The sequence below is a fragment of the Kribbella sp. NPDC026596 genome (assembly GCF_040638415.1).
In the GTDB taxonomy this organism is placed as follows: domain Bacteria; phylum Actinomycetota; class Actinomycetes; order Propionibacteriales; family Kribbellaceae; genus Kribbella.
This window is the reverse complement of record NZ_JBEZYF010000062.1, coordinates 19,650-31,309: the sequence shown is the minus strand read 5'-3', so window position 1 is coordinate 31,309 and position 11,660 is coordinate 19,650. Positions and strand designations below refer to the sequence as shown.

General features: G+C 67.2%; 12 protein-coding genes and 1 tRNA gene. 3 read left to right on the top strand and 10 right to left on the bottom strand.

The window, feature by feature from the left end:
• Positions 1 to 47 precede the first annotated feature (47 nt).
• Positions 48 to 467: a hotdog fold thioesterase gene (locus tag AB0E63_RS35945; protein WP_360376093.1), complete on the top strand. Its 420-nt coding sequence runs from the start codon at positions 48 to 50 to the stop codon at positions 465 to 467.
• On the opposite strand, the gene AB0E63_RS35940 is transcribed toward AB0E63_RS35945, so the two are convergent.
• Complete coding sequence (locus AB0E63_RS35940; RefSeq protein WP_360376090.1) at positions 430 to 1,065, bottom strand: GNAT family N-acetyltransferase; 636 nt, start codon at positions 1,063 to 1,065, stop codon at positions 430 to 432. The two genes, AB0E63_RS35945 and AB0E63_RS35940, sit on opposite strands and share 38 nt — an antisense overlap.
• A 126-nt stretch (positions 1,066 to 1,191) precedes the next feature.
• Between AB0E63_RS35940 and AB0E63_RS35935 the strand changes: the two genes are divergently transcribed.
• Positions 1,192 to 1,932 carry a DUF554 domain-containing protein gene (locus tag AB0E63_RS35935; protein ID WP_360376088.1) on the top strand — a complete coding sequence of 247 codons (741 nt, stop codon included), beginning with the start codon at positions 1,192 to 1,194 and terminating at the stop codon, positions 1,930 to 1,932.
• Between the two features lie 41 nt (positions 1,933 to 1,973).
• Here the strand turns inward: AB0E63_RS35935 and AB0E63_RS35930 are convergent, their stop codons facing one another.
• The 8 genes from AB0E63_RS35930 to AB0E63_RS35895 form a co-directional block, all read right to left on the bottom strand.
• Positions 1,974 to 2,690 (bottom strand): ABC transporter ATP-binding protein, encoded by a 717-nt coding sequence (locus tag AB0E63_RS35930; RefSeq protein ID WP_360376086.1) that lies wholly within the window; start codon positions 2,688 to 2,690, stop codon positions 1,974 to 1,976.
• Entirely contained in the window at positions 2,687 to 3,556 is an 870-nt protein-coding gene (locus AB0E63_RS35925) for an ABC transporter ATP-binding protein (protein WP_360376084.1), read from the bottom strand. The genes AB0E63_RS35930 and AB0E63_RS35925 overlap by 4 nt, the downstream gene beginning before the upstream one ends.
• Positions 3,553 to 5,265, bottom strand: a complete 1,713-nt coding sequence (locus tag AB0E63_RS35920; protein ID WP_360376082.1) for a branched-chain amino acid ABC transporter permease — start codon at positions 5,263 to 5,265, stop codon at positions 3,553 to 3,555. Before AB0E63_RS35920 ends, AB0E63_RS35925 begins: the two co-directional genes overlap by 4 nt.
• Positions 5,262 to 6,578, bottom strand: coding sequence for a branched-chain amino acid ABC transporter permease (locus AB0E63_RS35915; protein ID WP_360376080.1), 1,317 nt, complete (start codon positions 6,576 to 6,578; stop codon positions 5,262 to 5,264). Before AB0E63_RS35915 ends, AB0E63_RS35920 begins: the two co-directional genes overlap by 4 nt.
• 84 nt (positions 6,579 to 6,662) lie before the next feature.
• Positions 6,663 to 7,904: a branched-chain amino acid ABC transporter substrate-binding protein gene (locus tag AB0E63_RS35910; protein WP_360376077.1), complete on the bottom strand. Its 1,242-nt coding sequence runs from the start codon at positions 7,902 to 7,904 to the stop codon at positions 6,663 to 6,665.
• A 178-nt stretch (positions 7,905 to 8,082) separates the two neighbouring features.
• Positions 8,083 to 8,673 carry a response regulator gene (locus AB0E63_RS35905; RefSeq protein ID WP_360376074.1) on the bottom strand — a complete coding sequence of 197 codons (591 nt, stop codon included), beginning with the start codon at positions 8,671 to 8,673 and terminating at the stop codon, positions 8,083 to 8,085.
• A 15-nt stretch (positions 8,674 to 8,688) separates the two neighbouring features.
• The gene (locus AB0E63_RS35900) at positions 8,689 to 9,462 is read right to left on the bottom strand and encodes a transcriptional regulator (protein ID WP_360376072.1); all 774 of its coding nucleotides are present in this window, start codon (positions 9,460 to 9,462) and stop codon (positions 8,689 to 8,691) included.
• Positions 9,463 to 9,494: 32 nt separating this feature from the next.
• A tRNA-Leu gene (locus AB0E63_RS35895) sits at positions 9,495 to 9,577 on the bottom strand.
• A 357-nt stretch (positions 9,578 to 9,934) separates the two neighbouring features.
• On the opposite strand from AB0E63_RS35895, the gene AB0E63_RS35890 reads away from it, so the two are divergent.
• Positions 9,935 to 10,150, top strand: coding sequence for a hypothetical protein (locus AB0E63_RS35890; protein WP_360376070.1), 216 nt, complete (start codon positions 9,935 to 9,937; stop codon positions 10,148 to 10,150).
• Between the two features lie 46 nt (positions 10,151 to 10,196).
• Here AB0E63_RS35890 and pyk read toward each other — a convergent pair whose 3' ends face one another.
• On the bottom strand, positions 10,197 to 11,648 hold the full coding sequence (gene pyk / locus AB0E63_RS35885; RefSeq protein ID WP_360376068.1) for a pyruvate kinase: 1,452 nt from the start codon (positions 11,646 to 11,648) through the stop codon (positions 10,197 to 10,199).
• Positions 11,649 to 11,660: the final 12 nt, after the last annotated feature.

Genomic DNA, 11,660 nt, shown 5'->3' with positions numbered 1-11,660 from the left:
TAGTGGTTCCCGCCGACAGTTCTGACACACCCGCGTAGTGTGCCCCTGTGACTGATCAAATGGACCTCGGCCCGGGGATGGGCATGGAGGGCACGCTGCTGCAGCTGATGGGAATCGTTGTCAGCGAAGCGTCCCCGGAGAAGGTGGTCGCGACGATGCCGGTCAACGGCAACACGCAGCCCTACGGCCTCCTCCACGGCGGCGCGTCCTGCGTCCTGGCCGAGAGCCTGGGCTCGATCGGCTCGGCGCTGCACGCCGCGAGCTACGACAAGGTGGCCGTCGGCGTGGACATCAACGCCACCCACCACCGTGCGGTCCGCGAGGGCAACGTGACCGGGGTCGCCACCCCGATCTACCTCGGCCGAACGACGACGTCGTACGAGGTCGTCGTCACCGACGACCGGGGCAAGCGGGTCTGCACCGCGCGGATCACGTGCCAGCTGATTCAGGCTCCGCCGGGTAGCTGACGTCGATCGGCGGCGCGGCGGCCGGCAGCGGGCGGCCGAGCTGCGCGCGGCGGGCCGCCACGGACCGTCGCGACGAGAGCAGGGCGAGCAGGTTCGGCGCGTGCTCGGCGGCGAGCCGGCGACGCACCGTGTGGGTGTTCGCGAACCGCAGCACGCCGGCCTGCCCGAGGCCCAACCGCGCAAGGAACCTGTTCGCCTCGCGGGCGATCGCGGGGGCGACCACGGCCAGATGTGCGCAGCTCTCGTGCTCGGCCCAGGCGACCGCCTCCGCGATCAGGGCCTTGCCCAGGCCGTGCCGGCGGGCGGTGTCGCTGACGTGCAGATACTCGATCGTGACCGTCAGGTCCTCGTGCAGCGGGCTGATCGCGGTGCGGCGCAAGTACGCCATGCCGTGCACCTCGCCGTCCAGCTCGCCGACCAGCAACCGGCCGAACGGGTCGTCCACATGCTTGCTGACGGCAACCTCGACGGCCGCCGCGGAAGGTGTCGCGGGCAACCGTGACGGATGCGCACCCGCGGTGGCCAGCTCGCGCCACAACGCGACCAAGGCATCGGCATCGCCTCGCTGGGCGTCCCTCACCTCGATGGCTGCTGCCACAGCGACCTCCTGGTCCGGTCCACCCCCGAGGTGAACGAGGACGGCGGATACGCTCGTCCTCGCGCAACAGTAGGCCCTCCAGGGTCCGTTGCAAAGCTGCGCAGCCCGGGCTGATCGGAGACAGGTTTGTTCATCGGAATCGGCACCGTCGTGAACGTCGCGACAGTGCTCGTCGGCTCGGTACTCGGCGTACTCATCGGGCATCGGCTGAGTCACCGGACCCGGGATCTGGTCACCGATGCGATCGGCCTGGTCACGCTGCTGATCGCGATCTCGGCAGCGCTCACGGTCGGCGATCAGGTGCTCAGCGACGCCGTCGGCGACAGCGCTCCGGTCCTGATCGTGCTCGGCGCGATGCTGATCGGCGGGATCATCGGCTCGCTGCTGCGGATCGAGCAGCGGCTGGAGGGTTTCGGTGCCTGGATCCAGCACCGCTTCGACCGGGGTGAAGGACAGAGCACCTTCGTCGAGGGATTCGTGTCGGCGTCGATGGTGTTCTGCGTCGGTCCGCTGACGTTCCTGGGCGCGTTGTCCGACGGACTCGGCCGGGGCGCGGATCAGCTGTATCTGAAGGCGGTTCTGGACGGTTTCACCTCGATCGCCTTCGCCGCGTCGTTCGGCTGGGGCGTGGCCGCCTCGGCGCTGGTCGTACTCGTCGTCCAAGGCTCGATGACCGCGGTCGGTGCGGTGCCGGGCGACGTACTCCCGGACGCGCAGGTGACCGCGCTCGGGGCGACCGGTGGCGTGATGCTGATCGGTGTCGCGCTGCGACTGCTCAAGCTCAAGCAGGTCGCGGTGGCCGATCTGCTGCCGGCGCTGATCGTCGCTCCCCTGCTTGTCCAGCTACTAGTGGCCATCCGCAGCTGAGCCCCTCTGGTGTGACACCAGAGGGGCTCAGGCAGACGAACTCAGTCCTCGCCGAGGTAGGCCTTGCGGACCTCGTCGTTGACCAGCAGATCGCGGCCAGTGCCGGACAGCACGATCTTGCCGACCTCCAGCACGTAACCGAAGTCGGCCCGCTTCAGGGCCGCCTGCGCGTTCTGCTCCACCAGCAGGATCGTGGTGCCCTGCTGCTGCAGCTCGGTGACCGTCGACATGATCCGCTTCATCATGATCGGCGACAGCCCCATCGACGGCTCGTCCAGCATCAGCAGCTTCGGCCGGCTCATCATCGCCCGGCCCATCGCCAGCATCTGCTGCTCACCACCGGAGAACGTCCCGGCCGGCTGCTTGCGCCGCTCCCCCAGGATCGGGAACAGGTCGTACGCCGCGTCCAGGTCGGTGCGCACACCCCCGGGGTCTTTACGGGCGAACGCCCCGAGCATCAGGTTCTCCTCGACCGACAGCCTCGGGAAGATCCGCCGCCCTTCCGGTGAGTGGGCCAGACCGCGGGCGACGATGTCGTGCGCCGCCACCTGGTCGATCCGCTCGCCCTGGAACAGGATCTCGCCCGACGTCGGCCGGAGCAGCCCCGAGATCGTCCGCAGCGTGGTGGTCTTGCCGGCGCCGTTGGTGCCGATCAGCGACACCACCTGCCCCTGCTCCACGCTGAAGCTGATATTCTTCACCGCGACGATCTTGCCGTAGGCAACTTCCAGGTCGCGGACCTCGAGCATCGCGGTCATGGGGCCTCCTCGCCGTCCTGCGGCTGCTGCGGTTCGACGTCCTCGACCTCGTCCTCGTCGTCCTGCTCGCCGGTGCCGATGTAGGCCTCGATCACCCGCGGGTCGGACTGCACCTCCTGCGGCGTGCCCTCGATCAGCGCCTCGCCGCGGACCAGGCAGAGCACCCGGTCGCAGAGGTTGAAGATGAACCGCATGTCGTGCTCGATCACCACGACCGACAGGCCCGAGTCCCGGATCTTGAAGATCAGGTCGCTGGCCTGCCGGGTCTCCAGCGGGTTCATACCGGCCGTCGGCTCGTCCAGCAGGACGAGCTTCGGGTCGGTGGCCAGCGCGCGCGCGATCTCGAGCCGGCGCTGGTCGCCGTACGGCATGTTCCGGGCCAGGTGGTCGGTGGACTTGCCGAGGCCGACGAAGTCGAGGAGCTCCTGGGACCGGGCAATGGTGGCAGCCTCCTCGCGGCGGAACTTCGGCCCCCGCAGGACCGAGGTGAGCGCGCCCGAGCTGGTCCGGCAGTACCGGCCGACCATCACGTTCTCCAGCGCGGTCATGTTGGCGAACAGGCGGATGTTCTGGAACGTCCGCGCCATCCCGGCCTTGACGACCGCCCGCGGCTTCGGCGGCAACGGCGTACCGGCGAACCGGACCTCGCCGCTGGTCGGCTTGTAGAGGCCGGTGAGGCAGTTGAAGAAGGTCGTCTTGCCGGCTCCGTTCGGGCCGATCAGGCCGACGATCTCGCCTTCGCGGACGGTCAGGTTGACGTCGTTGACCGCCAGCAGACCGCCGAACCGCATGGTCACGCCGGTCGCCTCCAGCACCGCGGCGCCGGACGCTCGGGCCGGAGCCGGGGTCGTTTCGGTGACGGTCATTTCGCCTCCTCGACGAACAGGTGCTCTTCGTCGATCTCGACGGCCAGCTGCTCGTCCTCTTCGTGGAACTCCAACTGGCGGCGTCTGTTCGCGACCAGACCCTCCGGGCGGAACCGCATCATCAGCACCAGCAGCAGGCCGAACAGCAGCAGCCGGTACTCGGAGAAGAACCGCAACTTCTCCGGCAGCAGCTTCAGGATCGCTGCCCCCAGCAACACACCGGCGATGGTGCCCATACCGCCGAGCACGATGGCTGCGAGCAGGAACGCCGACTCCAGGAAGATGAACTGGTCCGGGCTGACCGCGCCGTCCTGGTGGGCCTTGATGGTGCCGGCCAGGCCGGCCAGGAAGGCACCGACCGCGAACGCGAGCAGCTTCAGCCCGAACGTGTTCACACCCATCGCCTCGGCCGCCTTCTCGTCCTCCCGGATCGCCACCCAGCCCCGGCCGATCCGGCTGTTGTTCAACCGCGAGAAGACGAGGATGACGAAGCCGGTCAGTAGCAGCAGCAGGAAGTAGTAGTTCGAGAACCGGCCGAGCTCGATCCCCGCGACCGTGTGCACGTCGCCGAAATTGAAGCTGCCGATCTCCAGGTCCGGGATGCCGGGGACACCGTTCGGGCCGTTGGTCAGGTTCGGGCCGTTGTTCCCGTCCAGGTTGAACATCGAGAACCGGAAGATCTCACCGAAGCCCAGGGTCACGATGGCCAGGTAGTCACCCGAGACCCGCAGTGTCGGCGTGCCGATGATCAGACCCAAGGTCGCCGCGACACTGGCGCCGATCAGCATCACGACCAGGAAGGGCGGCTTCCACCCGATGGTGGCGAACGCCGACGTCGACATGGTGGCGGCCACGTACGCGCCGCACCCGAGGAACGCGATGTACCCGAGGTCGAGCAGGCCGGCCAGACCGACCACGATGTTCAGGCCCATCGCGGTCGCCGCGAAGACCAGCACCTGGGTGGCGATCGACATGTTCGCGTCGGAGCCACCCTGGGTGAACGGGAACAGGAAGGCGACCACGACCGCCGACAGCGTCAGCACCTTGCGCTGCCGCTGCGAGACATGGCCGACCCACGAGAACGCACCGGTCCGGAACAGTACGGCCGTGACCGCCGCGATGAAGACCAGGCAGAGGATGAACGACCAGGCGTCCTCCAGCCCGAGCGCGTACGCCGCGACGAACAGCACGGCGGCCATCAGCACCGCGATCGAGAGGATCTCGAACCAGCCCGGCAGCCTGGCTTCGCTCATGTCCCGCAACTGCCGCAACGGCAGCATCCAGGCGCTGACCAGGATCAGCGCGGCACCGACGAACGAGATGTACGCGCCGGGGTTCACGTTGATCAGGCCGTCGGAGTCGACCGAGATCGCGATCAGGACCAGCAGCATGTACAGCGTGAGAGTGAAGCCCAGTGCCCGCAGACCGGCCGTGGCATCCAGCCACGCGCCCAGCTTCGTCAGCGGGCCCTTCTCGGCCAGCAGCAGGACCAGCGCGAGCAAGGCGAGGATGATCGCCAGGATCTGCAGGCCACCCGGGTAGAAGTTGATCGACAGGTCGCCCAGGATCGTGCTGTCGTAGCTCCACGACAGGAACGAGCCCACGATGACCAGCGCCACACCGGCCAGGCCTAACGGCCAGGCGAGCGGCTTGGCTTGCGGCTGAGCCGCGGTCTCCGGCCCCGCCGGAGGCGTCCTCACATCGGTCATGCCCGGTCCACCACCCTCGCGCCGAGCAGGCCCTGCGGCCTGAACACCAGTACCAGAATCAGGATCACGAAGGCCCAGACGTCCTTCCAGGTGCTACCACCGAACTGGCCCGGGATGTACTGGGTCGCCATCGCCTCGATGACGCCGAGCACCAGACCACCGACGACGGCGCCGAACACGTTGCCGATACCACCGAGCACCGCGGCGGTGAACGCCTTCAGACCGGCCAGGAAGCCCATCCGGAAGTCGATGTTGTTGTTCTGAAGACCCTGCGAGACACCGGCGATGGCCGCGAGGACCGCACCGAGGGCGAACGCGACCACGATGATCCGGTCCACGTTGATACCCATCAGCCGGGACGTGTCCGGGTCCTGCGACACGGCCTGCATGCCGCGCCCGAGCCGGGTCCGGTTGATGAAGAACCACAGCAGGACGGAGCAGAGCGCCAGCGCGGCCATGGTGAAGATCGCGGACCGCTGGATCGTCACGCCGCCGATCTCGATCGCCGTTCCGGTGACCACATCGATCTGCGGGAACGGGATACGCTGCTTGGCGCTCGGCCAGGTGATGCTGCTGATGAGCTTCTCGAAGAGCACCCAGCCCACCACCGCGGCTACGGCTGCGGTGGCCGCGGCCGCCGCGATCGCCGGGATCTTGATCTCCGCGCGCGCCCTCCGTCGTACGGCCAGACCGGCCAGCCAGCCGATCGCCGTACCGACGACCGCGCCGACGATGACCACGCCCACCACCAGCACGGCGGTCACGTCGCTGGTGATCTGCCGTACCACTACCCAGACGGCGACGGGGCCGACCACGGCGCCGATCAGCGCGGCACGGTCGTACCACTTGGTCACCGGGTGGTTCAGCTCGGCCTTCGACACCCGCGTGCCGACGTAGTAGCCGATGCCCAGCGCCATGGCGGCGAAGGCGAACAACGTCCAGCCCGGGCGCTCGTAGAACAGCCGCACGAACTCCTGCAGGAACACCGAGATACCGATCGCGGTGATCAGCGGTGCGAGTCGTGGCGCGTTCCGCAGGGGACGGTACGCGACACGTTCCATCGCCACGGCCGTGCCGACCGACGCGATCATCGCGCCGATGATCATGATCGGCAGGATCCAGACGCTGGTCTCGCCGTCGAAGAACAACAGGTACGTCGTCAGTGCGCCGAACGCACCGATCATGAAGACCTCGCCGTGGGCGAAGTTGATCAGCTGCACGATGCCGTAGACGACGGTGTAACCGACCGCGATCAGGGCGTACAGCGACCCCAGGGTCAGTCCGTTCACGAGCTGCTGGAAGAACTGGTCCACGTCGACCTCCCATCTGCCTCAGTTATGACACGCCACGGGGGTGGGAGGATCGCTCCCACCCCCGAAGCATGGGGTCGACTCTGCTTACTTGGCCTCGAAGTCCTTAGTCTCGACCGTCGCCCACTTGCCGTCGGCAACCTTGTAGACGGTGAGCACCTTGGACGTGGTGTCGCCGTACTGGTCGAACGCCACCTTACCGGTCACGCCGTCGAAGGAAACCTTGCTCATGGCATCGACCGTGGCCTGGCGGGCCGACTCGACGTCCTTGGCGTCCTTCAGCGAGGTCTTCAGCGCGGTGATGATCGCGTTGGCCGCGTCGTAGGAGTAGCCGCCGTACGCCGCGTACGGGTCCTTGTAGCCGGCCGCGTTGTAGTCCGCGACGAACTTCTTCGCCGACTCCAGAGCGTCCACCGGCGCGCCGACCGAGGTAGCGAGGTCGTTGGTGCTGGTCTTGCCGGCCAGGGTGATGTACTTCGGGTCGTAGATGCCGTCGCCGCCCATCAGCGGAACGTTCAGACCGGCGGCCTTCATCTGCTGCGAGAGCGGACCGGCCTGCGGGTACTCACCACCGTAGTAGATCGCCTGCGGAGCGGACGGCTTGATCGCCGAGATGACGGCCTGGTAGTTCGAGTCGTCCGGGTTGATGGTCTGGGCCGCGACGACCTGACCACCCAGCTTCTTGAACTCCTCGGTGAAGGTGCCGACCAGGCCCTGGCCGTACGCCTTCTTGTCGTGGATCGTGGCGACCTTGGTGATCTTCGCCGTCTCGTACAGGTAACGAGCCGCGAACGGACCCTGGACCGCGTCGGTCGTGCAGGTGCGGAAGTACGTCGGGTACGGCCGCTTCGGGTCGGTCTGCCAGTTCGCGCCCTGGGTCAGGCCCGGACCGGTGTTGGCCGGCGAGACCTGGACGATGTTCTTCGGTGCGAGCACCGGCTGGACCTGCTGGCTGACGCTGGTGTTCAGCGTGCCGACCACGCCGATGACGTCCGCGTCACCGGCGAGCGCGGTGGCCGCGTTCTTACCCGGGTCCGGCTTCGCCTCGTCGTCCTTCGGCACGACCTCGAGCTTCCAGCCCGGGATCGCGTTGGAGTCGTTGGCCTGCTTCACGGCCAGTTCGACCGAGTGCTGGATGCCCAGTCCCAGCGCCGACAAGTCTCCTGACAGAGGCGCGATCACGCCGATCTTGGCAGTCTTCGTCGAACCTCCGGAGTCCCCCCCGGAGTCGTCGCCACTGCGTGAGCCGCAGGCAGTCAGGGCCAACGACGCAACGATCAGCGACGCGCCGACCCTTACTACGGAACGCTGGTGCACTGTTCCTCCCATGTCTGGATAGTCCGGGAAACCCGGACTCCCGCGTTTCCCGCGAGCACCGGCAGGTTAGACCTCAGCAAGCTCTCTCGGCGATGTCACGGAGCGTGTGTTGTGAGGTCGTTACAGCGGTAAGCAGCATGAGTATCAGTGATTGCTGTACGCGCGCTCAGCTCGATGAGCGGAGAGTGATTCAGTCACTACCGCCAGCCTCGTCAACAACCAACTCCGCGACCTGCCGCATGGAAACTCTTTTGTCCATGGCGGTTTTCTGGATCCACCGGAACGAGTCCGGCTCGGACAGGCCGAACTTCGTCTGCAGGATCGACTTGGCCCGGTCGACCAGCTTGCGGGTCTCCAGCCGCTCGGCCAGATCGGCGACCTCACGCTCCAGCTCGGCGAGCTCGACGTACCGGGACGCGGCGATCTCGATCGCGGGCAGCAGGTCGGCCTTGGAGAACGGTTTCACCAGGTATGCCATGGCGCCGGCGTCGCGGGCCCGCTCGACCAGCTCGCGCTGCGAGAACGCGGTCAGCATCAGCACCGGGGCGATCCGGTCGCCGGCGATCTTCTCCGCCGCGCTGAGCCCGTCCAGCTTCGGCATCTTCACGTCGAGGATGACCAGATCCGGCCGATGCTCGGTCGCCAGCCGGATGGCCTCTTCCCCGTCCCCCGCCTGCCCGACGACGTCGTACCCCTCCTCGGCCAGCATCTCGGCCAGATCCATCCGGATCAAAGCCTCGTCCTCAGCGATCACCACACGCTTAGCAGTCACACCGCACACCTTATCGACCCCTCGTCAGCTCTTCGGACCCACAAAGGCATCCAGCGCGGCGACCCCCTCCTTCCGGCTCACCGCGACGACGTTCCGCCGCGGTCTCCGCCACGGAATCCCGAGCAGATCCAGCGCCTCGGTGAGGATCCCGATGATGTCTTCGGACTCGTTCGAGAACATGTACCGCACGTAGTAGTACCGCTGCTCCCTCCCGGGCTTGCTCGCCCAGTTGACGAACCGGCACCCGTCCGAATGGAAGAGCCCGCGCAGAAGCTGTTCGGGGTACTTGGCAACAATCTCCCGCTGCCAGTCCGCCAACTCGATCTTCCGCAGATGCTTCAGCCCGGGACCATGCTGCGGAAACAGACACGGCCAGTGCTTCCATCGTGCCTCGATCCGGATCATGCCTTGCCCGTTCCGGAGGCACGGGCTCGCGGTCGGCTTCACCAATCTGATCGTGGCCGCGATCTCCTGGTTCAGCTCCGGATACTTCAGATCGTTGGCGATCTGCAGGCAGAAGACCCCACGCCTCGCCTGGGCGATGTGCCCGTCACCGAGATACCACCCCAGCAACAGCGCGTACGCCGTCCCGTCCAACGCAGCCCCATCACACCGTGGACACGGCGTTCCCTGAAAGCCCGTCCCTCGCGGCAGCCCTCGGCGCTGGTACAGCCGCCGCCATCGCCGGATCGTCTTGATCGCCACGCCGTGGATCTCGGCGTTCACCCGATCGCTGACGCCTTCGTCCGACATCCGCAACGCGGAGTCCACTGTCTCCTGCGACCTGAAGTGAGCCATGCCCCATGCTCACGCCGGCCACCGACAGATTGTGCCGGGTGTGGGATTCGAACCCACACGCCCTTGCGAGCAACGGATTTTGAGTCCGTCGTGTCTGCCATTCCACCAACCCGGCAAGGTTGCAGGAGAACTGTATCCGCTCAGAGGCCTGCTGCGCTCATCGGGCCCGGCGGATCGCGGGGTGTGTTGCGGACACCAGATCCACCACGCTGTGTGATCGATCGCCCGAGCGGGACACCAGCACCGTCCCGTCCACCTCCTCCCGTGTGCCCGAACGGGAAGCCCGGACCTGCCCGTCGTACCGTGAAGGGTCAGGGTGAGAGGAGTGGGGCGTGTTTGTTGGGGCTCATGTGATTTTGTACAGCGGGGATGCGGGGGCTGATCGGGGGTTTATTGCGGATGTGCTGGGGTTCCGTATGTGGATGCGGGGGCGGGGTGGTTGATCTTTCGGTTGCCGCCGGCGGAGGTTGCCGTGCATCCGAGTGATGGGGACGAGCGGCACGAGTTCTATCTGATGTGTGAGGACATCGAGGCGCTCTTCGACAAGCTGGCCGATGCCGGGGTCGACGTCTCGCGCGACATCACCGAGGAGCGCTGGGGCCGGCTCGCCAGCATCCCTCTGCCCAGCGGCGCCCGCCTGAGCGTCTACCAGCCGCTGCACCCGGTCGCCTACAACCTGCCCGAATGACGAAAGGCGGACAGCCGGATCGGCTGTCCGCCTCACATCAGGTGGTTTACGGGTTGGGGCTGCGGTACGCCGGGGCTATGCCTTCGATGGCGTCGCCCATGCGGTGGACTCGGAGGGCGTTGGTGGAGCCGGGGAGGCTGGGTGGGGAGCCGGCGACGATGACTACGAGGTCGCCCTTGTTGACCTTGCCGAGTTCGAGGAGGCGCTGGTCTACCTGGCGGACCATTTCGTCGGTGTGGTCGACGGTGGGGACGATGTGCGTCTCGATTCCCCAGACGACGCTCAGCCAGGAGCTGACCGACGGGACCGGCGTGAACGCGAGCACCGGGATCTCGGTTCGGTACCGGGCCAGGCGGAGCGCGGTGTCACCGGACTGGGTGAAGGCCACCAGGTACTTCGCCTCGAGCCGCTCGGCCACGTCCGCGGCGGCCCGGGCGATCACGCCACCCTTGGTCCGCGGCTCCCAGTCGATCTCGGCCACCCGGCCGAGGCCGTGCTCCTCGGTCGACTCCACGATCCGGGACATCGTCTTGACGGTCTCGATCGGGAACCGGCCGACACTGGTCTCACCGGACAGCATGACCGCGTCGGCACCGTCGAGTACGGCGTTCGCGACGTCGGACGCCTCGGCCCGGGTCGGCCGCGGCGCGGAGATCATCGACTCCAGCATCTGGGTGGCGACGATCACCGGCTTCGCGTTCAGCCGGGCCTGGTCGATGATCAGCTTCTGGACCAGCGGGACCTCCTCGAGCGGGAGCTCCACGCCGAGGTCGCCGCGGGCCACCATGAACCCGTCGAAGGCCTCGATGATCTCGTCCAGGTTGGCGACCGCCTGCGGCTTCTCGATCTTGGCGACGACCGGGATCCGCAGACCCTCCTCGTCCATGATCTTGTGCACCAGCTGGATGTCGGACGCGTCGCGCACGAACGACAGCGCGATCATGTCGGCCGGCAGGTGCAGCGCCCAGCGCAGGTCCTCGGCGTCCTTCTCCGACATCGCCGGCACGCTGACCGCGACACCCGGCAGGTTGATGCCCTTGTGGTTCGACACCGGTCCGCCGACGGTGACCCGGCAGACCACGTCGGTCTCGGTCACCTCCTCGGCGACCAGCGCGATCCGGCCGTCGTCGATGAGCAGCTGGTCGCCCGGCTTCACGTCACCGGGCAGGCCGTCGTACGTCGTACCGCAGATGGTCACGTCACCCGGCACCTCCCGGGTGGTGATGGTGAAGCGTTCGCCGTAGGTCAGGGTGGCCTTGCCTTCGGCGAACTCCGCCAGCCGGATCTTCGGACCCTGCAGGTCGACGAGGATCCCGACGTTCTGGCCGGTCTCGGCCGCTGCGGTGCGGATCCGCTGATAGATCCGCTCATGCTCGGCATGGGCGCCGTGACTCAGGTTGAGTCTTGCGACGTCCATACCTGCTTGGACGAGTTCCAGGATGCGCTCAGGGGCGGCCGTAGCCGGGCCGAGCGTACAAACGATCTTTGCGCGACGCACGTCACAAAACCC